This window comes from Streptomyces fildesensis (assembly GCF_016107395.1).
Lineage (GTDB): Bacteria > Actinomycetota > Actinomycetes > Streptomycetales > Streptomycetaceae > Actinacidiphila > Actinacidiphila fildesensis.
On record NZ_JAAIKO010000009.1, the window covers coordinates 40,028 to 61,513 of the forward strand.

At 70.1% G+C, this 21,486-nt stretch carries 27 protein-coding genes and 1 pseudogene; 16 read left to right on the forward strand and 12 right to left on the reverse strand.

Features of this window, described 5'->3' with window-relative positions:
• Positions 1-93 precede the first annotated feature (93 nt).
• Positions 94-849 (forward strand): metallophosphoesterase, encoded by a 756-nt coding sequence (locus tag C6N31_RS16040; protein ID WP_138352289.1) that lies wholly within the window; start codon positions 94-96, stop codon positions 847-849.
• Positions 850-904: 55 nt separating this feature from the next.
• Here C6N31_RS16040 and C6N31_RS16045 read toward each other — a convergent pair whose 3' ends face one another.
• From C6N31_RS16045 to C6N31_RS16055, 3 genes are all read right to left on the reverse strand, one after another.
• Positions 905-1,273 (reverse strand): ArsR/SmtB family transcription factor, encoded by a 369-nt coding sequence (locus C6N31_RS16045; protein WP_138352290.1) that lies wholly within the window; start codon positions 1,271-1,273, stop codon positions 905-907.
• Positions 1,270-1,716, reverse strand: coding sequence for an SRPBCC domain-containing protein (locus tag C6N31_RS16050; RefSeq protein WP_138352291.1), 447 nt, complete (start codon positions 1,714-1,716; stop codon positions 1,270-1,272). The genes C6N31_RS16045 and C6N31_RS16050 overlap by 4 nt, the downstream gene beginning before the upstream one ends.
• Before the next feature lie 157 nt (positions 1,717-1,873).
• The gene (locus C6N31_RS16055; RefSeq protein ID WP_187144714.1) at positions 1,874-2,086 is read right to left on the reverse strand and encodes a hypothetical protein; all 213 of its coding nucleotides are present in this window, start codon (positions 2,084-2,086) and stop codon (positions 1,874-1,876) included.
• Positions 2,087-2,400: 314 nt separating this feature from the next.
• On the opposite strand from C6N31_RS16055, the gene C6N31_RS16060 reads away from it, so the two are divergent.
• Genes C6N31_RS16060 through C6N31_RS16070 form a run of 3 tightly spaced genes read left to right on the forward strand, consistent with a single transcriptional unit; the run spans position 2,401 to position 6,883 of the window.
• Positions 2,401-2,862 carry a hypothetical protein gene (locus tag C6N31_RS16060; RefSeq protein ID WP_198357721.1) on the forward strand — a complete coding sequence of 154 codons (462 nt, stop codon included), beginning with the start codon at positions 2,401-2,403 and terminating at the stop codon, positions 2,860-2,862.
• Positions 2,863-2,867: 5 nt separating this feature from the next.
• Positions 2,868-5,492, forward strand: a complete 2,625-nt coding sequence (locus C6N31_RS16065) for a VWA domain-containing protein (RefSeq protein ID WP_198357722.1) — start codon at positions 2,868-2,870, stop codon at positions 5,490-5,492.
• A complete protein-coding gene (locus C6N31_RS16070; RefSeq protein ID WP_138352294.1) occupies positions 5,489-6,883 on the forward strand; it encodes an extracellular solute-binding protein in 1,395 nt (464 codons plus the stop codon). The genes C6N31_RS16065 and C6N31_RS16070 overlap by 4 nt, the downstream gene beginning before the upstream one ends.
• A 20-nt stretch (positions 6,884-6,903) precedes the next feature.
• Here C6N31_RS16070 and C6N31_RS16075 read toward each other — a convergent pair whose 3' ends face one another.
• Entirely contained in the window at positions 6,904-7,863 is a 960-nt protein-coding gene (locus C6N31_RS16075; RefSeq protein WP_138352295.1) for an alpha/beta hydrolase family protein, read from the reverse strand.
• A 164-nt stretch (positions 7,864-8,027) separates the two neighbouring features.
• On the opposite strand from C6N31_RS16075, the gene C6N31_RS16080 reads away from it, so the two are divergent.
• From C6N31_RS16080 to C6N31_RS16090, 3 genes are all read left to right on the forward strand, one after another.
• Positions 8,028-8,624 (forward strand): TetR/AcrR family transcriptional regulator, encoded by a 597-nt coding sequence (locus tag C6N31_RS16080; RefSeq protein WP_138352296.1) that lies wholly within the window; start codon positions 8,028-8,030, stop codon positions 8,622-8,624.
• Positions 8,625-8,976: 352 nt separating this feature from the next.
• Complete coding sequence (locus tag C6N31_RS16085; RefSeq protein WP_138352297.1) at positions 8,977-9,714, forward strand: GAF and ANTAR domain-containing protein; 738 nt, start codon at positions 8,977-8,979, stop codon at positions 9,712-9,714.
• A 5-nt stretch (positions 9,715-9,719) separates the two neighbouring features.
• Positions 9,720-10,466, forward strand: coding sequence for a GAF and ANTAR domain-containing protein (locus C6N31_RS16090; protein ID WP_187144713.1), 747 nt, complete (start codon positions 9,720-9,722; stop codon positions 10,464-10,466).
• A gap of 45 nt (positions 10,467-10,511) precedes the next feature.
• On the opposite strand, the gene C6N31_RS16095 is transcribed toward C6N31_RS16090, so the two are convergent.
• From C6N31_RS16095 to C6N31_RS16105, 3 genes are all read right to left on the reverse strand, one after another.
• Positions 10,512-11,552, reverse strand: a complete 1,041-nt coding sequence (locus C6N31_RS16095) for a fatty acid desaturase family protein (RefSeq protein ID WP_138352299.1) — start codon at positions 11,550-11,552, stop codon at positions 10,512-10,514.
• 265 nt (positions 11,553-11,817) lie between these two features.
• The gene (locus tag C6N31_RS16100; protein ID WP_187144712.1) at positions 11,818-12,165 is read right to left on the reverse strand and encodes a TraR/DksA family transcriptional regulator; all 348 of its coding nucleotides are present in this window, start codon (positions 12,163-12,165) and stop codon (positions 11,818-11,820) included.
• A gap of 171 nt (positions 12,166-12,336) precedes the next feature.
• A complete protein-coding gene (locus C6N31_RS16105) occupies positions 12,337-12,630 on the reverse strand; it encodes a chaplin (protein WP_138352300.1) in 294 nt (97 codons plus the stop codon).
• Positions 12,631-13,125: 495 nt separating this feature from the next.
• Between C6N31_RS16105 and C6N31_RS16110 the strand changes: the two genes are divergently transcribed.
• The gene (locus tag C6N31_RS16110; protein ID WP_198357724.1) at positions 13,126-14,136 is read left to right on the forward strand and encodes a hypothetical protein; all 1,011 of its coding nucleotides are present in this window, start codon (positions 13,126-13,128) and stop codon (positions 14,134-14,136) included.
• A gap of 110 nt (positions 14,137-14,246) precedes the next feature.
• On the opposite strand, the gene C6N31_RS16115 is transcribed toward C6N31_RS16110, so the two are convergent.
• Positions 14,247-14,657, reverse strand: coding sequence for a rodlin (locus C6N31_RS16115; RefSeq protein ID WP_138352302.1), 411 nt, complete (start codon positions 14,655-14,657; stop codon positions 14,247-14,249).
• A gap of 138 nt (positions 14,658-14,795) precedes the next feature.
• On the reverse strand, positions 14,796-15,743 hold the full coding sequence (locus tag C6N31_RS16120; protein ID WP_138352303.1) for a DMT family transporter: 948 nt from the start codon (positions 15,741-15,743) through the stop codon (positions 14,796-14,798).
• Between the two features lie 39 nt (positions 15,744-15,782).
• Between C6N31_RS16120 and C6N31_RS16125 the strand changes: the two genes are divergently transcribed.
• The 4 genes from C6N31_RS16125 to C6N31_RS16140 all read left to right on the forward strand — a co-directional run bounded on the left by C6N31_RS16125 (position 15,783) and on the right by C6N31_RS16140 (position 18,267).
• Positions 15,783-16,292, forward strand: a complete 510-nt coding sequence (locus C6N31_RS16125; RefSeq protein WP_198357725.1) for a MarR family winged helix-turn-helix transcriptional regulator — start codon at positions 15,783-15,785, stop codon at positions 16,290-16,292.
• A 63-nt stretch (positions 16,293-16,355) separates the two neighbouring features.
• Positions 16,356-16,658 carry a hypothetical protein gene (locus C6N31_RS16130; RefSeq protein WP_232485267.1) on the forward strand — a complete coding sequence of 101 codons (303 nt, stop codon included), beginning with the start codon at positions 16,356-16,358 and terminating at the stop codon, positions 16,656-16,658.
• Between the two features lie 443 nt (positions 16,659-17,101).
• Positions 17,102-17,761: a helix-turn-helix transcriptional regulator gene (locus tag C6N31_RS16135; protein ID WP_138352305.1), complete on the forward strand. Its 660-nt coding sequence runs from the start codon at positions 17,102-17,104 to the stop codon at positions 17,759-17,761.
• A gap of 32 nt (positions 17,762-17,793) precedes the next feature.
• Positions 17,794-18,267, forward strand: a complete 474-nt coding sequence (locus C6N31_RS16140) for a DUF3291 domain-containing protein (RefSeq protein WP_138352306.1) — start codon at positions 17,794-17,796, stop codon at positions 18,265-18,267.
• A 31-nt stretch (positions 18,268-18,298) separates the two neighbouring features.
• Here the strand turns inward: C6N31_RS16140 and C6N31_RS47135 are convergent, their stop codons facing one another.
• Entirely contained in the window at positions 18,299-18,550 is a 252-nt protein-coding gene (locus C6N31_RS47135; protein WP_307811442.1) for a Pycsar system effector family protein, read from the reverse strand.
• A gap of 33 nt (positions 18,551-18,583) precedes the next feature.
• On the opposite strand from C6N31_RS47135, the gene C6N31_RS43850 reads away from it, so the two are divergent.
• Together C6N31_RS43850 and C6N31_RS43855 are read left to right on the forward strand one after the other, a co-directional pair.
• A complete protein-coding gene (locus C6N31_RS43850; protein ID WP_232485311.1) occupies positions 18,584-18,772 on the forward strand; it encodes a M55 family metallopeptidase in 189 nt (62 codons plus the stop codon).
• Between the two features lie 29 nt (positions 18,773-18,801).
• Positions 18,802-19,140: a M55 family metallopeptidase gene (locus C6N31_RS43855; RefSeq protein ID WP_307811443.1), complete on the forward strand. Its 339-nt coding sequence runs from the start codon at positions 18,802-18,804 to the stop codon at positions 19,138-19,140.
• A gap of 94 nt (positions 19,141-19,234) precedes the next feature.
• On the opposite strand, the gene C6N31_RS16150 is transcribed toward C6N31_RS43855, so the two are convergent.
• Positions 19,235-19,801 (reverse strand): TetR/AcrR family transcriptional regulator, encoded by a 567-nt coding sequence (locus C6N31_RS16150; RefSeq protein ID WP_138352307.1) that lies wholly within the window; start codon positions 19,799-19,801, stop codon positions 19,235-19,237.
• A 140-nt stretch (positions 19,802-19,941) separates the two neighbouring features.
• Between C6N31_RS16150 and C6N31_RS16155 the strand changes: the two genes are divergently transcribed.
• Positions 19,942-20,877, forward strand: coding sequence for an SDR family oxidoreductase (locus C6N31_RS16155; protein WP_164292428.1), 936 nt, complete (start codon positions 19,942-19,944; stop codon positions 20,875-20,877).
• 69 nt (positions 20,878-20,946) lie between these two features.
• On the forward strand, positions 20,947-21,171 hold the full coding sequence (locus tag C6N31_RS16160) for a hypothetical protein (protein WP_187145374.1): 225 nt from the start codon (positions 20,947-20,949) through the stop codon (positions 21,169-21,171).
• Between the two features lie 54 nt (positions 21,172-21,225).
• On the opposite strand, the pseudogene C6N31_RS16165 reads toward C6N31_RS16160, so the two are convergent.
• Positions 21,226-21,444 (reverse strand): annotated as a pseudogene (locus C6N31_RS16165) (SidA/IucD/PvdA family monooxygenase); the annotation flags it as partial.
• Positions 21,445-21,486 lie beyond the last annotated feature (42 nt).

Below are 21,486 nucleotides of genomic sequence, written 5' to 3' on the forward strand. Positions count from 1 at the left end.
CCGATGGCGCTCTAGGTTCGAGGGGCGGGCCGGCCAGCACCCCCTGGCCGTTCTCGTTCCTCTCCGGTACGCAGCGACGAAGGGACCACAGCCGTGATCGTGATCGCCCACCTCAGCGATATCCACATCGACAGCGGACAGCGGAGCGTCGAGCGCACCAGGGCTGTCATGGACTATCTCGAGGAGCTGCCGTACGACCTCGATGCGGTCCTGGTCACCGGGGACATCGCCGACCATGCCCTGCCCGCCGAGTACGAGCAGGCCCGCCGGCTGCTGACCTCCCGGCACCCCGTCATGGTCTGCCCCGGAAACCACGACGAGCGCACCGCGTTCCGGCAGCACCTGCTCGGGCAACCCGGCTCGGCGGCACCGGTCAACCAGGTGAGCCGCGCCGCCGGTGTCGTCATCGCCCTGTGCGACTCCTCGGTGCCCGGCAAGGACGAGGGCTTCCTGGACGACGGGACGCTGGCGTGGCTGGAGGAGACCCTGACCCTGACCCCGGACGGGGTGCCGGTCCTGGTGGGGTTCCACCACCCACCGACCACCTTGCACGTCCCCTTCGTCGACGGCATCCGCCAGTTCGGTGCAGAGCGGCTGGCCGCGCTGACGGACCGGCACCCCGGCATCACGGCGTTCCTGTGCGGGCACGCCCACACACCGGCGGCGACCACCTTCGCCGGGCGCCCGGTACTGGTGGCACCAGGAGTCGTCTCGACGCTGCGCCTCCCCTGGGAGCACCGGTCGCACCCCCAGGACCACGTCCACCTGGACCAGCCGCCCGCCCTCGCCTTCCATGTCCTGGACGACGACGGACGGTTGACGACGCACTACCGGAACGTCGACCGCTGATCGACGGGCAACAGGTCGACAACTGACCGACGGACAACAGAGGGCGTCGTCCGCGTCAGTCGGGTCGTGCCGAATCCGCATCCCGTTCCGCTGCTTCTGCGACGCGCTTGATGTTCGCCAGCCGGTGGTCCCAGTCGGCCGCGAGCGCGGACATCCACCGCGCCGTCGCGTTGAGCGCGGCCGGCCGCACCGTGTACCGCACCTCGCGTCCGACGCGGCCGCCGGAAACCAGCCCGGCGGCGTCGAGGACGGCGAGGTGCTTGACCACGGCCTGCCGTGAGACGGGAAGGCGTTCGGCGAGCGTCGTCGCGGTGGCCTCTCCTCGCGCGGCGAGCAGATCGAGCAGCTGCCGCCGTGTCGGGTCGGCCAGCGCCCCGAGGACGCTGTCGACGACCTCGGCGGCGCCGGGAGGTCCTTCTGTCATGCGGAGGGCTCTTCGGCGCGCTTCTTGAGCGCGTCGAGTTCCAGGGGCCAGCCCTGGCTGTGGTCCTTGTGGTTCTCACTGCGCAGCTCCTCGGACCCGGCGAGCGTCGCGAACCCGCTCTCGACGACGCGCAGCCGTGTCTGGTCGCCTTCCGTGGTGAGGGTGAACTCCACAAGGGTGCTGTTGTCCTCGCGCAGTTCCTCTCCGGGAAAAGCGCTGGTCCAGCGGTACGCCAGGTAAGTCGGCGGCTGGACCTTCTCCACCCGGACCGGGAAGTCGCCGTGCTCGGAGTTCTTCGCCACCATCGACTCACCTTCCTTGGCCACGGTGCCGGGCAGGCTCGCCTTGTCGGCCACCCAGAAACCAGGTTGTGCCACCAGCGACCAGACGCGCCCCAGTGGTGCCGAGATCAGGGTTTCGCGCTCGATCCGGTCCTCGCTCATGAGGTGACTCCGTTCATCGCTGCATCGCTGCCATTGACTTGCAACTCCAGGGTTGCACGACATCTCATGACGTGCAACCCGCAGATTGCACTTCGGCTCGGCGTCGCCGCGAACCGGCTGCCCCCAGCCACTCCTCGGGTGACCGGCGGGATGCCGGTCATGCGCCGGGGCCGCCGCCGCTCCGGTAGGGGTCCAGGGCGGCGCGGCGTTCGTTGCAGGGCAGCCGGGAGAGCTTGGTGACCAGCCCCCACATGGTGCGCTCCGCCTCGAGGCCGGAAGGCGGCGCCAGCCCGAGCGATTCCGCGAGCGGCTTGCGCCCGACGTTGACCAGGGCGCGTACGGCTGCGGCCCATTCGTCGACGGCGACCACGGTGGACCGGTACCACAGCGGGATCAGACAGCCGAGCGCGACAGCGGTGACCAGGAGCAGTGGAGTGTCGGCGCGGGCCGAACCGAGAGCCGCCGCCGCGGCGCCGGTTCCGGTTCCTCAGGCACCATCCCGCGACCCCCTCGCATACCCGCTGCCACAGACGGTTGCGCTCCGTACGGTGCGCGCACAGTCTCCGGCGGTGACCGGGATCCTCGGCAATCCCCCACCGGGCGCCAACGACCATGAAAGAATGGGCACTTCGGCAGGGAGCGGCACTGCGGTGATGGGCAACGGCGCCCGACGGAGGCAGAGCAATGGCAGACGGTATCGCGGACGGTTCCCGTGACGCGGACGGTTCCGGCGGCGCGGAGCGGACGGAACTGCGCATCAGCGTCACCGGTACCCATAACCGGCACCTCGACCTCGAAGCGCTCCAGGAGTGGCTGGACACGTCCTCCTCCCTCAAGGAGGCCCGTGACCGGGGCGAGTTCACCGTCGTGCGAAGAGCCTCCCGTGACCAGCGCGACTCCATGGCGGGCGAGATCCTGCAGGACATCATCCTGGTCGTGGTCGCCGAGGCCGTGCGCCCGGTCGCCGAGAGCGCCTGGCGGTCCGTGCTGACCTGGGTACGCAACCGCCGCCGGCTCGCGGACCGTCGTGAGGAGCCCCGTGTCACCCTGGACGGCGGCGACCTCGGCCCCGGCCGGGAGATCCGCCTGGACAGCGACCAGAATCCTGATACCTCCGGTGCGACCGACGAGGTGGAGGAGGCGTAGCCGCTGTGCCGCCGTACGATCCGCGCGGCCGGGGGAACGACGCTGGGGCCGGCGGAAAACGGCACCGTGCCGTACTGCTCGGCGTCGACACCTACGAGCACCTGCCTCCGCTGCTTCCCGTTGCGCGCAGTGTGCAGTTGATGCGGCAGGCGCTCACGGCCGGAGACACCGGGGTACTGGATCCGGGTGATCTCATCGTGCCCGAGGGGGAGTTGGGCCATACCGCGTTCCGGGCCGCGCTCTCGGATGCCAGGGACCAGGCCGAGGGACTGCTGCTGGTCTACTTCGCGGGGCACGGCCTGGTCCGCAGCAACGGTACGGACCTGCACCTGATGGTCAGCGGCTCGCGCGTCACCCATAACCGTGAGCACCCCTTCGTGGACGCCATCTCCTGGCAGCACGACGTCATGGGCTCGCTCATCCACGCCAAGGCCGACTGGGTCGTCGTCATCCTGGACTGCTGTTACGCGGGCAACGCCCTGCGCGACTTCACCCCGGACGGCGAACAGAACTTCGCGGTGCTCACCGCCGCCGAGGCCGGGGTGGAGATCCCCGAGGGCAGTCCGGCGGACGGCACCCCCTTCACCCGTGAAGTGCACCGGCTGCTGACCAACGGCATTCCCGGGCAGCCGATGGTCACCTTCACCGGACTGGTGGCCGCCGTCCGGGAGGCGATGGAACCGGTCCGCGCGGTGGACGAACACCGCTGGCTCCCGGACGAGCGCCGCCGCGGTGACGACGTGGTGCTCTCCCACGCCGCGTCCGCGAATCTCCCGGCAGCTGCGCCCCCGGCCACCCCGCCGCCGGTGCAGGGCCCGCCTCCGGTCCCGGCGCCTGCCCGGTCCGGCGGTCGATTGAGGCACCGGCTGAAGAACCGTGCGTTCACCCGCACCGCGGCCGTCGTCCTCACGGTTCTCGCCCTGGCCGCCGCGGGCGGTGTGTACGCCCTCACCTCCGGTCAGGCCGCTGCCTGCGCGCCCCCGACGGAGCTGCGACTGCTCGCCGACCCGGACGCGCTGCCCACCGTCCAGAAGGCCGTCGACGCGTACCTCCAACGGCCCGGGGGCTGCCGGGCGGTCGGCATCACGGTGTACGCGGGGAAGGGCACGGACGCCGTCACGGCTTTCCGCAACTCCGCGGTCTGGCAGTCCCCGCCCGCCATCTGTCCCGCCACCGGCGACTGCCTGCGCCCGCAGCGCGACCTCGGGGCGCAGCCCGACATCTGGATTCCGGGTGCGAGCAGCACCTGGGAGCGCGCCAGGGAGGCAGGCAAACAGGCCGTCACCCTGGACCGGCTCGGCCCGGTCGCTTACTCCCCGCTGGTGCTCGCCGTCCCCGGGACCGTCTCGCTGCCGGCCGCCGACCAGACCGGCACGGCGCTCAGCGCGATCATCGGCCATCTGCGCGCGCCCCAGTCCCAGGCGGCGCTGCTGCGCCCCGACCCCGAGTACACCGACGCCGCACTGCTCGGCACGGTCGCGCTGTACACATCGCTCGGCGGCTCGGGACAGTCCCCCGCGGAGATCGAGCAGGGCATGGTGCAGGCGCTCAGCCCGTCCCCCTCGACGGCCCACGACCTGATGTGCGCCCTGGCGCGGGGGACGAACAACGCCCTGGAGGACCGGGCCGCCGTGCTGGTCCCCGAGCAGACCATGGCCCAGTTCAACCTCGGACCGGCCGACCCCGGACACCCCACGTGCACGTCCGCCACGCTGTCGAAGCGGATCGCCAACTATCCCGCCGACCTGCCCATGGCCGATCTGCCGTTCATCCACGTCACATGGAAGGGCGCCGACCGGCACAGCGACGAGCGGGCCCAGGCGGTACGAGATCTCTACACCTGGCTGACACGGCCCGACGCCCAGAAACTCTTCACCGGCGACGGCTATCGCGGCGTCAGCGACGGGCATCCCGCCACCCCCGGCCCCGGATCGCTGCTCACCGACCCCGCCAACTCCCGTGCCGTCCGCACCGACCTCCTGCCGTCGGTCGCGCCGGAGGTCTCCACCGCCGCGCTCGACAAGACCTTGCAGAGGTATCGCCAGGCGCTGGGTCCCGGCCGTGTCCTGTACCTGCTCGACAGCTCCTCGTCCATGGACGGTTTCTGGACCGGCCCGGGCCGCGCCAAGGATCTGCTCGCCCGGTCGCTGCGCTCGCTGGGGGCGAAGGACGAGTACGGGGTCTGGTCCGTCGTGGAGGACGGCAGCGCGCACCATCGCGAGCTGCTGTCGTTCGGCACCCACGACCGGAAAGCCGCCGAAGCAAAGGTGGCGGAGGCCGGAACCGTCCCCCAGGACGCCAGACCGGACCTCGCGCTGCACGAGGCACTGGCCGAACTGCGCGGCCGGGCGAAGGACGGCGACCGGCCCCAGCTGATCGTCCTCATCACGGACGACGAGGACTCGACGGGCATCCCGCCCGCCGCGTTGACATCGCTGGTCCAGGACGCGGTGGCCGGCGCCCCCAGCCGCGTCGTCACCGTCTCGCTGCACAGCGGCGGTTGCACCGCGGTCCCGCTCAACCAGCAGATCACGGCGGCCACCGGTGGCCGCTGTTTGGACCCGGCCGTCGAACTCGCGACGGAGCTGCCGGCCGAGGTCGCGAAGACCGGGACAGGAGACGCCGAATGAGCCGGACCGGGCGGCGCGCCCTCGCCGCACTCCTTCCCCTACTCGTCTGTGCGGCCGCCGCCTGCTCGTCCGGAGGATCACCAGGACCGCCGCCCGACGACGACGCCGTGGGGGCGAGCGGTCCGATCGTCGTCGCCTCAGGTCTGGACGTGACCGGATCCGGCGGGGTGCGCCAGCACCTCATCGAGGAGTGGAATCGGCGGCACGCGGGTTCCGCCGACCTCCAGGCCGAGCTGGTCGAACTGCCGGGCGCCGCCGATCAGCAGCGCAGCCAGCTGCTCGGCGCGCTGCAGTCCGGCAGCGCCCACTACGACGTGGTGAACCTGGACATCACCTGGATACCGGAGTTCGCGGCGGCCGGTCTGATCCGGGCCGTCCCCGCGACGGAGGCCAAGGACCCGGACCTGATCGGGCAGGTCGCCAAGACCGCCGACTGGAAGGGCCGTACCTACGCCGAACCCTTCAACAGCGACGTCGGACTGCTCTTCTACCGGCCCGACTACCTGCGGCAGGCCGGGGTGGACCTGTCCCCGTCGGCCGTGTCGACATGGCAGTGGTCCACCCTCGGCGCCATCATCGAGGAGCTCGACAGTGCCTCGCCCTCCGGCCCCCGCAAGAGCGGGTACCTCGGCGGCTGGACCACCCAGCTCGCCGCGTACGAAGGGCTGACCGTCAACGTCATCGAGGCGTTCGAGTCGGTGGGTGTCCATCTCACCGACGAAGAGGGGCATTACACGGCGGACCAGCAGCAGCTCAAGGCCGGGCTCGTCGAACTCGGTGCCCGCGTGGGGCACGTACTGCCCGCGGCAAGGTCCTCGGACGAGAGCGCCAGCCTCACCCAGTTCGGCGCGGGCCAGACGGCTTTCCTGCGTTTCTGGCCGTACGGCTACGGTTCACTGGCCGCGCTGCTGCCGCCCACCTCGTACGGCGTGACGCGCCTGCCCGGGAATGCGGTCCTGGGCGGCCAGAACCTCGCTGTCACGGCGGACTCCCCGCGCGCGGCGCACGCCCGCGCGCTGATCGACTTCCTGACCTCCCCGGAAAGCGAAAGCTGCCTGCTCGACGCCGGGTTCGCCGCCACCCGCGTCTCCGCCTACGACGGAAGCGCCCGCCCTTGCTGGCCGAAGGTCGCCGAGACGTTGCACCGCGCGGCGACGGCGGGCGAGGACCCGGCGCGCACCCCGTCGACGCAGGACAGAGCCGCGTACCGGGCGACCGTGCTCAAGGCGCTGCAGGGCGCGGTCCAGCGGCCCCGGACCCCGTACTACGGCGCGTTCACCCAGGTTCTCCAGTCGTCCGTCCACGCCTGGCTCACCGCGGACCGACCCGATGTCGATGCGACCGCCGCCCAGCTCGACGCCGCACTCAGCGCCGCGCTGTCCGGCCACTGACGGCTTCGTGCCGTGGCCGTTCATTTGGATTCGACGCGGCCGAGCGGGTCGGGGCCGGCCGTCAGCTCGTCGCACGCCGTCTTCCAGGCGGAATCCCCGGGGTAGAGCTCGGTGCGGAGATAGGCCCAGGTGAGCCGCTGGACCGCGGCCACGCGCTCGGGGTTCTCGTCCGTGGTCTCGGCGACGTCGTATCCGGAGACCCCGCCGAGCCCGTGCTCCGCGTCGAACAGGGTGAGCAGGGCCTTGGGGCCGGGGGAGAGGACGTACGGATCGGCGTGCCAGTCCGGGCCCCGGACCGTCAGGTGGGCAGAGGCGTCCTTGTCACCGGCGACGACCAGTGTGGGCGTCGTCATCGCGGAGAAGTCCGTGGTCACGAAGAAGGAGAGATTCTCGGCCACGGACTCGGTGAGGGCATCGCCGCCCCGGCCGGGCGCGGCAAGCAGCACACCGGCCTTGATCCGGGGTTCGGCCAGGTTCACCTCCGTTCCGTCCTGTGGATCGGTGAGCCGGGCGCCCAGCAGCAGGCTCGCGGTGTGCCCGCCCATCGAGTGCCCGGCAACGGCGACCTTGCTGTGGTCCAGGCGCCCGCGGAGCTGCGGGACGGCGGCCTCGATCGCGTCGAGCCGGTCGAGGACGAGCTTCATGTCCTCGGCGCGCGATCGCCAGAACAGCGGTGCGCCGGGGGTGGCGGGATCCAGGGTCAGCGTCCTGGAGCTCAGATGGGTGGGCTGGATCACGACGAAGCCGTGCGCCGCCCAGAAGTTGACGAGGGGGGCGTAGCCGTTGAGCGAGGAGAGGTGGTTCGAGTAGCCCTGGCCGTGGGAGAGGAGGATGACCGGCAGCTCGCTCCCGGTCACGGGCGCGGAGACGCGCAGTTCCAGGTCCACGACCCGGCCGGGAGCCGGCAGCACCACCGGGGCGACCGAGAGGACCGGAGTGGGTGAGCTGAGGGTGTCGGTGGGGTGAGCCGATGCGTTCATGCTGCGTAGGTCCCTTCAATGGCCTTTGCCGCCGGTCTCTTCGGACAGCGGCGGGGGAGGCGGTCGGGAGCGTCCGATTCAGCTACACTGAAAACGGAGCGACGTTCCGATTAATATACGGAGCGGTGTTCCGTTTTGTCAACGGCGGCCGGAAGGAGAGCGTGGTGCCCACGACAAGCCCCTCCGGGGAGGTGCCGGCCCGAGGCAAGCGGGCCGACGCGCAGCGCAACCGTCAGACGCTGCTCACCGCCGCCGCCGCGGTGTTCGTCACCTCCGGCGTGGATGCGCCGATCCGCGAGATCGCGGCCAGAGCGGGCGTCGGGATGGGGACGATCTACCGCCACTTCCCGACCCGGGCGGATCTCGTCGTCGCCGTCTACCGCCACCAGGTCGAGGCATGCGCCGAGGCCGGCCCGAGCCTGCTGGCCGGTGCCGACTCCCCGCTCACGGCACTCCGCCAGTGGGTCGACCTCTTCGTGGACTTCCTGGTGACGAAGCACGGACTCGCCAACGCGCTGCAATCGGACAGCAGCGGCTTCGAGGCGCTGCACAGCTACTTCCTCGACCGCTTGGTACCCGTCTGCGCGCAGTTGCTCGACGCCGCGGCCGACGCCGGCGAGATCAGAACCGGTATGCAGGCCTACGAGTTGATGCGCGGCATCGGCAACCTCTGCATCGGTCGGGACAGCGACCCCCGCTACGACCCCCGACGACTGGTCGGACTGCTCCTTGCGGGACTGCAGCGACCGCAGTCGTCCTGAGGTGCCGCTGCGCACCCGTGGTGTTCGCCTTCGCGGGCATGCCGACATCGACCTGACGGCGGTCTCCTTCTGCGACGTCAGCGGTCTGAACCTCTTCCTCGCCGTCAGCCAGTACGCCACAGCGGCCGGAAAGCAACTTCGCCTGAGCCACCCCACGTCCGGGGTGACCCCTGGCCGGCAGCAGCCATCTGCTGCGTGGTCCGGCGGATTCCGCAAAGAGCACTCTCCGTACCTCTAAAGTCGGTCTTGTGACCACATCAGCACCGTGGAACGCGCACCAACCCTCAGGCGACCTGTCCTGCCGGCAAGCGGGCGACTCCGGCCTGGGCGGCACGGCGCCAGGTGACCCCGGGTGATCAGTGATCGCATGGCGAACGTGTTGCGCCGGCTGCGCGACGACGGGCCCGGCGGGATCGCGCATGCCATGACGGCGGGTGCGGTCGCGCTGGGTGTGGACGGCCTCGCGGTGTCCCTGCTGATGGAGGACTCCGGTATCGAACTGGTGGCCTGCTCGGACGAGAGCGCGCAGACCTTCGAGGATCTGCAGTTCACCCTCGGGGAAGGGCCGGGCCCCGACACCGTGCGCGCCGGCATCATGGTGTGGGTGCCGGATCTGGCGGGAGTGCGCCCCGACCGCTGGCCCGCCCTGGCCATGGAGAGCGCGGGCCTGGCGGTTCGGGCGGTGTTCTGCTTCCCGATCGGCCTGGGCGCCATCCGTGTCGGCGTGCTGACCGCGGTGCGCCGCACTCCGGGCCCCCTGAGCTCAGGACAGGCCGACGATGCCCTGGTCCTGGCCCGCGCACTGACCGCCCGCTGTCTGGGGGGCGGCGAACCCCGCCGACAGGACCCCGACGACCGCGTCTCCCGGGATTCCGCCCACGAACTGCAGCAGGCCGTCGTGCACCAGGCGACCGGCATGATCAGCGTCCAGCTCAGCCTGTCCCTGCCCCAAGCTCTGCTGCGACTGCGGGGTCATGCTTATGGCAGTGGCCGCACCATCACCGACATTTCCCGAGAGATCGTGGCCCGGCGGTTGCGCCTGGACCCCAACACCGACGGCACTGAGCCTGCTGTCGCAGACAAGGACTGATCGCCATGCCCCGCGAACAGCAACTCTCCCAGGTGTTCGTCGAGATCGCCGATTCCCTGATCGATGATTTCGACGTCATCGACTTCCTGCAGCAGCTGTCCGTCCGCTGCATGGAACTCCTCGACGTGGCCGCCGTGGGGATCCTCCTCGCGGACGAACACGGCATCCTGCGGGTCCTGGCCGCTTCCGACGAGCGCACCCGGCTGCTGGAGTTCTTCGCCACGCAGCACGACCAGGGCCCGTGCGTGGAGTGCTTCCAGAGCGGGCAGCCCCGCACCAACATCGACCTCACCGCTTCCCGGATCACCGACGACTGGCCGCAGTTCGCCACCCAGGCCCAGGACATCGGCTTCGTGGCCACGAACGCGCTGCCGCTGCGGCTGCGTGGGCGCATCATCGGCGCCCTGAGCCTGTTCCAGACCGATCCCGCCCCCCTGAGTTATCAGGACGTCTCGCTCGCCCAGGCCATGGCGGACATCGCGACCATCGCGATCCTGCAGCAGCGCACCTTGGCCCAGAGCGAGACCGAACGCGGCCAACTGCAATACGCGCTGACCAGCCGCATCGTCCTGGAGCAGGTCAAGGGCATCCTTGCCGAACGCTGGCAGCTCTCCGTCGACGACGCCTTCGCCGCGTTCCGCCGCTACGCCCGCAACCACAACCTGAAGCTCGCCGCCCTGGCTCGCGACATCACCGACGGCACCTTCGACACCGACGCCATCCCCCATGGCGTCGCCGGCACCGCGATGTGAAGCACGATCATGCCGCGACGCCGGCCCCGCGCCCCGACGTGACCGTCACGTCGTCGTGACGGGGACGCGCAGCGTCGCGTTCGCCACGCTCTGCAGGTGGCGCAGCGCCTGGCGGTACGAGTCCACGGCGCCGCACTGGAGGTAGTCGATCCCGTGCCGCACGCAGAACTCCCGTACCAGCGGCTGCACTCGGGAGAGGTTGGGTCGGGGCATGCTGGGAAACAGGTGGTGCTCGATCTGGTAGTTCAGCCCGCCGAGGAGCCAGTCGGTGACCGTGCCGCCGCGGATGTTGCGCGAGGTCAGGACCTGTCGGCGAAGATAGTCCGCGCTGCCCGACTCCGGCATCGGCATGCCTTTGTGGTTCGGGGCGAACGCGCATCCCAGATAGAGCCCGAACAGACCCTGCTGCACGACCACGAACACCAGGGCCTTCACGGGCGGCAGAACGAGCAGGACCACGGCCAGGAATCCCGCGGCGTGGAGCAGCAGCAATCCCAACTCCAGGCTGTTGTGCCTGTTCCGCCGCCGCAGTAGCGATCCCACGCTCAGCGCGTGCAGATTGGCGCTCTCCAGCAGGAGCAGCGGGAAGAACAGCCACACCTGCCAGCGGGCCAGCAGCCTGGCCGGGCCCCGCAGCGTGCGGGCCTCCTGCGGGGTGAACACGACGGCGCCCGGGGCGACGTCGGGGTCGCGGCCGGGTTCGTTCGGATGCGCGTGGTGGAGATTGTGCTTGCTCACCCACCAGCCGTAACTGAACCCGATGAGCAGGTTGGCGTGGACGAGGCCGACCACCGCGTTCGCCGGTCGGCGGCGAAAGATCTGCTGGTGCCCGGCATCGTGGGCGACAAAGCCGAGCTGGGCGAAGACCGCGGCCAGATACGCTGCGGTGCCCAGCTGCCACCAGGAGTCGCCGATGACGACGAACACGGCGATCCCGGCGGCGAGCAGCGCCGCCGTCACACCGATCTTGACGTAGTAGTACGCGGTCCGGCGCTCCAGCAGTCCGGCGCCCCGTACTTGCCTCATGAGTTCCGCGTAGTCGCTTCCCTGGGATCGGGTCGCGGGCGCGACCCCGAGCTCGGTCATGACTCTCTCCTCGCCACGGACGACATCAGCGAGACGGATCGCAGGACCGGCAGGGTCTGGACTGACCGAGCATTCAGGCAGGCTGACTGACAGGTCCTCCCAGTATGCGCGCCTGCCCGGTTTGTGAACTTGGCAAATCTGTCACAACGCTGCTGATTTCCCGGTGGGGACTTCCTGTCTCCGCGCCCGGCGCCGCACCGGAAGGTCACGCCTCATGCGGTCGGCCGCGCACCACACCATTGACGATCATGAGGTGGTGGGCGGACTACGGGCCGTGGCAGGTGTCGCACACGGTCTTGCGCCACCCTCGCGGAGTGTCTTCGCGGGTCCGGACGCGGCCGGGAGCGCCGCAGAATTCACAGGTGCGCATCGACTCCGCCTCTGCGGCAGTGATCAGGGCGCGCGCCGAGTTGCCGTCGTGGCCCACGGACTCGACGTGAATGCGCAGGCCGCCGAATTTCTCCCCGAGGTCCACGAGACGGTATCCGGGGGCCATCGCGCGGAGTTGGCGGTGCAGGCGGCCCAGCAACTCCTGCCAGCCAGGCCCCACCGTGTCAGCCCGTTCAGGGATCTGTACCGGCTGCGGAACGGGCGCTGTGCTGTGGTCGGGCATCGCACTATGGTCGCGCACCCGGCCCCTTCGGGGAACGAGCACGCCAGGGGCCTGTACGGGCGAAACCCGGGCCGCCGGGAGGACGCGTCACAGGATCAGGGCGTCTCACGTGCCTGATCCTGTGCGGGCTGGCGTCCTGGCCGCGGCGGCCCGGGGGTCGTGGGGTGCGGGTCAGCCGTTGTCGCCGGCCCCGTAGCCCTTGTCGTCGTCGGTGTCGTGGTGACCGCTGATGTTCTGGCAGGTGTTGCCGAACACCGGGTTGAGGACCCCGATGACGTCGACGGTGTTGCCGCACACGTTGACCGGCACGTGGACGGGCACCTGGAGGAGGTTGCCGGACAGGACGCCGGGCGAGCCGACGGCTGCGCCGTGGGCTCCGGCGTCGGCGGCGGCCATACCGGCGCCGGCGGCCAGGACGGCGCCGGCGGCGGCGGTGATGGCGGCTGCCTGGGCAATACGGGACATCGAAGTCTCCTTGGAAGGGTTGAGTCCGCCGTAGGGATCACGGCGTTGACCCCACCAACGGGTCTGCTCCTCGGCAGGTCACGGGTGTTCCACCGAACGGACGCCCCGACGGCCGACCGGCCTTCCGTACCGCGCGCGCCGGGGACTCCGGCCGGAGGGGCCGTCCGGGTGAATACGGGTCCGCGGTGGGGGCGTCGTCCGTGTCCTGGGCCGTGCGCCTTCGTTGCCCAAGTGCGACATCGAGGTCCGGTCGGGCCTGGCAGTTCGCCTTTCTTCTGCCAGGTCCGGCCGCATCATCTCGCGACAGGGTGCGTGTCCTCGCGCTCCATCGGTGCCGGCTTTCCACCCTCGGTCGTGATCGGACCGGGCGCGGGGCTCCGAATGGCGGAAGGCGCACCTATCGGCTGAGATGGGACCAACAGTGTGCCATCTGTGACACACGGTGACCTTCGGGAAAGAGCCCGGCCTCGAAGGTTCGGCAAAGAAAGTCGCGTCATGACATCTGATCTCAGCACCACCCAGCACGACCCCAGCCACATAGGCCCAGACGATGAGCCCAGGCTCACCCTTCTCCGGGCGGTCGCTACCGCCCGGCCGCTGGACGAGGTCGCCTCACTGGTGGCCCTGCTCAACCGGACCGGTGAGTCGCCACGCCCGGGGGACGAGGCGTTGCGCATGGCCGCCGTCTCCCGCCCGGTGGACGAGGTCCTTCAGTTGGTCACCCTCCTGAAGAATCCCCCTCACACGATCGCCGACGCCGATACGGCGTTGCTCGCGGCAGCGATGGGTCGGCCCATCGAGGACGTGGCCGAGCTGGTGGCCGTCTTCGGCCCGGACAAGGACAACGGCTCCAGCAAGGACAACGGCCCCAGAGAGGACAACAGCCCGGGCAAGGACAACAGCCCGGGTAAGGAGTACGGCCCGGTCGAGGACAGGCCGCAGCGGCAGGGGACCGTCGTCGGCGCTTCGGAGAGCGCCACTCCGAGCGCCGCGAGTGCCACCGTTGCCGCAAGTGCCGCCGTCCCGCGCGCCGCGCAGGCCGTCAGCCGACGAGCCCCGGCGGCCACCGTCGGGTTCGAAGGTGTGTCGCCGGAGCGCTCGGCGTCGTCGTCCCTGCGATCCCCGCTGCGCTGGCCCGCCGCCATGGCGCTGTTGATGATCGGCGCGCTCCACCTGCCGACCGACATCGCGGGCCTCCGTTCCGGCGGACCGGCGGCAGTCGCGTCCACGGTCATCGCCGTCCTCTGCCTGGCGCTGGCGTACCTGCTGGCCGCGCGGGACACGGTGTGGATCTGGGCGGCCGCCGCGGCCGCCGCCGTCGGCATCGTGGCGGTGCACTCCATCGCCGCAGGAAGCAACTCCGTGCATCTGCTCAGGGACAGCCTGGGCAACCTGTTCGCGGGCGCGGCCGCGCTCGCGGTGGCCTGCGGTGTCATCGCGGCCGTCCTTGCGGGAGCGGTGCTGATGCGCAGGCAGAAGCCGCGAACGGTCGCCGACGAATCCTGACGGTGTTCCGGTCCCAGCCGACCGGCTCCGTCCACAAGCGCCCTAAGCGCCCCAAGGGCCCCGAAACCTGTGCGGTTTCGGGGCCCTTGGGGTACTGCCGGACGTGAGTGTCAGTGGTTGGCGACACCGTTGCCGGACAGGACCGGAATCTGGTCCAGGATGTGCGACAGCGGCTCGTCGCCCTTGATCTGCGAGGAGTTCTCGGCGCACTGCTGGTTCTGCGGGGAGGACAGGACGTTGATGTCCTGCACCGTGATCGGGACGGCGCCGACGAGGGAACCGACGTTCGCCTTGACGGGCAGGCCGATGCACGGCTTGTTCAGCGTTCCCTGAACCAGACCGACCTGCGGGCTGAGGGTGCCGCCGGTGTGGGTGTTGCCGTACGACTGCTCGGCGCCGTTGCCGTTGGTGGTGGACGCGCCTTCGTCGTTGCCGATGGCCATGGCCGGGGAAACGAACGCAGCGGAGACGCCGACGATGGAGGCGGCCACCGCGGCGGTGCCGAGGAACTTCTTGAGCATTTGCAATCCTTTGGAGATGAAGCGGGCAGCACAGGGAAGAACATGCTGCTCAACTACCGATCGCCGACGTAGTTCCGTCGTTTCACCCGAACGGTGGCGCCGCCAAGTTGTGGCTCGGTCGCCCAAGTCCTGAGGAGATCACGCAGGGGGCACCTTGCAGGCGGATTCCGGGGCACGTACGCCCGGCCGACCGCCCTGGTTCCGAGCCGTGGATGTCGCGCCGTGCGAGCGCCCCCATCGTCGGAGCACCGGCTGGCCCAGGAGGATGCCGATGGTCACCAGGGCGAGTCCGCAGAACTGCTTGACCGTGAGCGCCTCCCCGGCGATCACGGTGCCGAGCAGTACGCCCGTCACCGGGTTCAGGAGACCGACCAGGCCCACAGTGGCGGCGGGCAGGTGGCGCAGGCAGGCGAACCAGGCGGCGAAGGCCAGTGCGGTCGCCACGACGGTGACGTAGCCGAAGCCGAGGACGGCCGCCCCGTCGAGGTGCGGCGGCGCCCCCTCGGCGGCGACGGCGAGCGGGAACAGCAGAAGACCGCCGGCGATGAGCTGCCAGGACGTCGAGGCGAGCACCTCGACCTCGGTGCTCCAGCGCTTGGCGAGGATGTAGCCGCAGGAAGACATGAGCATGGCGGCGATGGAGGCGCCGACGCCGAGAAGATCGATCGAGGTGGCTCCGGTGAACAGCATGAGGTAGACGCCGCCGATGCCGACCCCCGCGCCGATCAGGTGAGCGGGGCGTGGCCGCTCGGCGATGAGTCCCCAGGCGATCAGCATCATGACCATCGGCGAGGTCGCCATGACGGAGGAGGCGACGCTGGTGGGCAGCCGCTGCGCCGCGATGTAGATCAAGGCGAAGAACCCGCCCATGTTGAGGATGCCGAGGGCCAGGGACTTCCACCACCACGACCCGTGCGGTCGCGCCCGGCAGGCCGCCAGGAGGAGCAGTCCGGCCGGCAGCGCCCGGAAAGCCGCGCCGTACAGGGGCTCGTCGGCGGGCAGGAATGCGCGGGTGACGTAGTAGTTCGTACCCCACGCGACCGGCGCGATCATCGTGATCAGGGTCCACCGCAGATTACCTTCCATGGAAGCCATTATATCTTCCTTGGAAGGTATAATGAAGTCATGTCACCACCGCTCGACCACGTCGCCCGCATCCAGGCCGAGTGGGCCCGCGAACGTCCCGACGTCGACGTGGCCCCCCAGGCGGTGATCGGGCGCCTGCACCGTCTCGCCGGGCTGCTCACCGAGGAGCTGTGCACCGTCTATCGGCGCTACGGGCTGAGCGAGGGGGAGTTCGACGTCCTCGCCGCATTGCGCCGCGCGGGAGGGCCGTGCGAGCGGGCCCCTGGCGAACTGGCCGCGCACACCATGGTGACCACCGGCGCGATGACCAAGCGGATCGGCCGCCTCGAACGCGAAGGGCTGGTCACCCGCCGCCGCGCCGCGAGTGACGGCCGTGGGCGCGTGGTCGCCCTCACCCCCGCGGGGCGGGAGTTGATCGACGCCGCGTTCGCCGAGCACATGGGCAATGAGCGACGCCTCATGGACCGCCTCACCCCGCAGGAGGCGGCGCACCTTGAAGTGCTCCTCACCGCGTGGCTCTCCCGCGTCGAGCCGCCACTCGGCTCGTGAAGATCCCAACGGGCTGCGGGCGGGGCCTGCTCAGGTGTTGCTCCGCCGTCTAAGGTATTGATCATGTTCAAGTCAGGGGTGGGGCTGGTCGCGGTCGTGGTCGGGCTGCACTTCCTGCCCTTGGCCGCGGTGTTCGAGCAGCCCGGGCTGAGGGTGCCGGCGGCCCTGCTGGTCGCGGCCGGAGCGGCAGCTGTGGCGGTGTGGCTCGGGGACGGCCCGGACAAGACCGTGCGTTTGGCGGTGGGCCTGATCTCCGCACTGGCCCTGGGGGGCACGGCGCTCTGGACGGTGCGGGGTGGGGCGGTCGCTGCCTCTGTCGATGTCCCCGAGTCGATGGTGCCGGTTGGCGACACCTCTCCGGCCTGAACAGTTGCCTGCCGTACTGGACTTGGATCCCTGACGTCGGATCACCCGATGGGGGTCATTCGGCTGCCGTGAAAGCCCCGTCGGTGAGGAGGGGAACGGTGTCGCGGGCGTCCCGTTGCATCGTACGCCGGAAGCGATCACGGCGACGGGACGGTCGAGCGTTCCGTAGCCGTGCCGAGCGAGCCAATGGCCTACCGCCGTTGCATTGCGCAGCACGTCGACGACCACCAGGCATGCCACGTCCGCCGCCAGCCGTTGCGCGCCGACGGTTCCCCAGCCGAACCGCGCTCCAGTGCCTGCTTGCAGAAGTCAACTGTCCATGGGCGACGACAATGCCACTCCGTGCAGGTGTCAACGCCTGGGCGGGCACCCCTGATCAGACCCTCGCGGGATCGACGCGGAGCCCCACTAGTGACAGCAGTCATTGGTTATAGAATCGCCTCGTGAACAGTGAGGATGAAGTGTTCGAGGCGGTGGGTGCCCTGGCGGACCCGGTCCGCCGTGGTCTGTATCGGCACGTGGCGGCGACGCCGGGTGCCGTCGGCCGCGATGCGGCGGCCGCGGCGGTCGGGATCTCTCGCTCGCTCGCCGCGTTCCATCTGGACAAGCTTGTCGAGGCGGGCCTGCTGGCCGTCACCTATCAGCGGCTGTCGGGGCGCAGCGGGCCGGGGGCGGGGCGTCCGGCGAAGTTGTACCTGCGGGCGCCGGGCGAGCGGGCGGTGTCACTGCCGCCCCGCTCCTACGATGCCGTCGGCCGGCTGCTCGCGAAGGTCGTCGACAGCGCCGGACATGACCGGGAACTGCAGTCCGCGGCCCGGGCGGCCGGCGCCGCCGAGGGCGCGGAACTGGGCAGCGATGCCGATCCGGTCGCGGCGCTGCGGTCGCGTGGCTATGAGCCGTACGGGGACGGGGCGACGGTCCGGCTGAACAACTGCCCGTTCCACTCGCTGGCCGACGAGTTCCCGGCGCTCGTCTGCGGGATGAACCTGGCCTTCATCGAGGGCCTGCTTCCCGGATGCGCCGGTGGCGGGGACTGGACGGCCGCCATGGACCCACCGCCGGAAGGGTGTTGTGTCACTCTTTCTAAAACTAATGATGCTTGACGATAGAAGCCTGGTCCGGTCATGCTGACACCATGACCAACTTCCACCTGGCCCAGGTCAACATCGGACGCATCCTCGGCCCGCTCGACGGTCCCGTACTGGCCGACTTCGTAGCGCAGTTGCCCGAGATCAACGCCCTGGCCGACCAGGCCGCCGGATTCGTCTGGCGCATGGTCGACGACGACGGCGAGGACTCGACGAGCCTGCGGCCCGACGGGGAGGACGACCTGCTCCTGATCAACTGCTCGGTCTGGGAATCGGTCCAGGCGCTGAGGGACTTCACCTACCGCAGTGAACACCTGAAGGTGCTCAGCCGCCGGCGGGAGTGGTTCGAGAGGATGTCGGAGCACCATCAGGCGCTGTGGTGGGTGCCTGTCGGCCATCGCCCGACGACCGCCGAGGCCATGGAACGCATCGCCCTGCTGCGGGAACGCGGCGACGGGCCTCTCGCGTTCACGTTCCGCAACCCCCAACCCGCACCGGCCTCCGCGGTCCTGCCCGCTTAGCTGGAGGACGACAACTGACCGTGCGCCGAGGTCAGGCCGTTGCGACGCGGACAGCGGCGAGCACCAGCAAAGCCGGCCCCCCGAGCATGCAGTCGACGGCAGCCCGGATGAGACGGAACTTCCGAGTGGCGAGGGCGGCCATGAATCTCAAGTGCTCCAGTCGGCCTGAAGAGAGGCGACCGTCGCGGCGATCCGCTCCTGCCCCGTGTCGTGCTGCGGGTTCGGTGCGGTGGATGTCATCGAAGTGTCCTCTCCTTATCAGCAGACTTCCCCGTGCCGGGATTGTCCGGCAACCCGACGGAGAGTCCGGGCGGCCTTGCGGTCTAGGACGATCGGCCCACCAGTTTCCCCGGCGCTCGGCTACAGCAACGAGCGCTGCGGTGCGAAGGAGCCCCGCCGTGGGTTCGCGTACGGGCTGCTGCAGTTGGAGAGCGGCATCAACGGCCTGGTCGCACTCGGGCACGGGGTGCCGGTGGTACTAATCACGGGTGACCTGAGGTACTGATCACGGGTGACCTGACCACGGCCGAGGAGATCGAGCCGTTCTGCCCCGGTATTCGTGCTGCTGTGGTCAAGGCCTCGGTGTCGCGCTTCGCCGCCGACGGCATGCACCCGGCGCAGGCTCGAGAGGTGATCCGGGACGCCGCCCATGAGGCGGTCCAGGACCTGGCGCACGCCGCACCACCCACGATCGAACTCCCCGCCACCCTCACCGTCCGGTTCCGCAACGCCGACCTGGCCGAGATGGCGACGTGGATCAACGGTGCGGTGCGCGAGGACGCGTTGACCGTGTGTCTCACCGATGCTGACCCGATCCGTCTGTACCGCGGCTTCGTCGCCGTGTTCATGCTCACCCGGGCCATCGCCGAGTGACGGCAGCGCCCGAATCCGGCAGGTGGAGTTCGGAGTCCGGCAACGGCTTCGATCCACGCGTCCTGGACCGTCCCGCACCGGCCGGGGCCTGCGGTCACTCGCCCGAGGTCACGGCTTTGAGTTCGTCGAGCGACTCCCGTAGGTACTCCGCCAGGGTGCGTTGCCCGGTGTCGGCCACCCAGCGCTCGAAGCCGACCTTGAACACGGCGATGCCCGCCTCCGCGGTGAGGCTCGCGGCCGGGTCCTTGACGCCGCGCCGGCGCAGGGTGGCGGCGAGCGCGGCGGACAGCGAGGCGAGCTTGATCAGCTCGCGCTCGCGCAGCTCCGCGTTGGCCATGATGACGGCCTGGCGCTGCTGGGCGAACTCATGGCGCTCCAGGAAGAAGGCGGCGACGGTCTCCAGCGTCGAAGCCATCGCGTCGATCGGTGCGGCCGCGGCCGGGGTGTCGGCCAGCGTGTCCACGAAGGCCTGTTCCAGGGCGTGCGCACCCCCGAACAGCACCTCGCGCTTGTCGGCGTAGTGCCGGAAGAACGTCCGCTCGGTGAGCCCGGCGCGTTCGGCGATCTGCGCGGCGGTTGTCTGCTCGAACCCGTGCTCGCTGTAGAGGTCCAGCGCCGCCTGTTCCAGTCGTCCGCGCGCGTTCGGTTCCCATCGGCCCATATCCGAGATCTTACGTGATGACAGTGACTGACATCGGGTGCTACGGTTGATGTCAGTCACTGACATCGGCTCGATCGCCGCACATTCCGTGTCCCGGTACCGCGCGGCGAGGACGGTCGACCTATCCGGAGGTTCTCCTCATGCGTGTGTTCATCACCGGCGCGTCCGGCTGGATCGGTTCAGCCGTGGTGCCGGAGCTCATCGGCGCCGGCCATCAGGTCGTCGGGCTCGCCCGCTCGGACGCCTCGGCCGCCGCCCTCACCGCGGCCGGCGCCGAGGTGCGGCGCGGCACGATCGACGATCTCGACACCCTGCGCAGCGCGGCCGCCGAATCCGACGGCGTGATCCACCTCGCCTTCAAGCACGACATCGCGTTCAGTGGCGGCTTCGAGGACGCCGCCGACGCGGACCGGCGTGCCATCGACACCTTCGGCGAGGCGCTCGCCGGCTCCGACCGCCCGTTCCTCATCGCCTCCGGGACCCTCGGGCTGGCGCCGGGGCAGGTCGCCACCGAGCAGGACGGCCAGGCGTCCGCCCCGGTCGGCGACCACTGGACCGGCGGCCTGGCCAAGCGGGTGGCCAACGCACACGCGACGGCCGCCCTCGCGGAGCGCGGCATCCGCTCGTCGGTCGTACGGCTTCCGCCGACTGTGCACGGCGACGGGGATCACGGCTTCCTCGCCGCCGTGGTCGCCATCGCCCGCGAGAAGGGAGTCTCCGGCTACATCGGCGACGGCGCCAACCGCTGGCCCGCCGTGCACCGATCCGACGCCGCCCACCTCTTCCGCCTCGCGCTGGAGAGTGCTCCGGCCGGCTCCACACTGCACGCGGTCGCGGACGAGGGCGTGCCGATCCGTTCCGTCGCCGAGGTCATCGGACGGCACCTCGCCCTGCCCGTGGCCTCGGTCCACCGCGACGACGCGGCCGGACACTTCACCTGGCTGGCCGCTTTCCTCGGCATGGACAGTCCCACCTCCAGTGCGCATACCCGCGAATTGCTGGGATGGCAGCCGACGCAGCCGGGCCTCATAGACGACCTCGACAAGGGGCACTACTTCGCCACTCCCTCCTCCTGACCGTCCGCTCCAGGAGGCGTCGCCTGGCCGGCGGAAGAGATGTCAGTGGCAGGTCGGGTCATGGTCGTTGTGAACGATGAGCGATTCTCCCGGCTTGCCGCCGAACATCTCCCCGACGATCTCGCCGAGCGGCGGACCGCGCTGCTGCGCCCCTGCATACGTCTGCGCCGGGCCGCCCGTGGTGAGCAGGCGGTGACGCGGCGGTCGCGGCCGACGCGGACCGCGTCCCCGTCGTCGCGCAGGCAGAGCTTCACCGACTCGCCGAGCAGAGTGCCGATGTCCTGGGAGCGGTAGCCGGTGGCGTGGACGAGGATGTCCGATTCGAGGATCTGATGTTCCCCGGTGGGTGCGCATCGTGACCAGGTCCTTCAGGAAGGACACCCGCATGGTCGCATCGTCGATGAGCATGCCCCGATGCCATCCGAAGCGTGGCTGCCGTTCCAGGAATGGGGCATTCAGCCTCTGGTCCTCGGGGAGTTGTGCGTTGTGTTCCTCAACGGCTATGGCGAGAGCCAGATGTGACGGGCCGAAGCCGATCCCGAGGACATCGTGGATGATGTCGGGCATACTGCGCGGTGCGTCACCGATGCATCGACTCCCTCAACGACG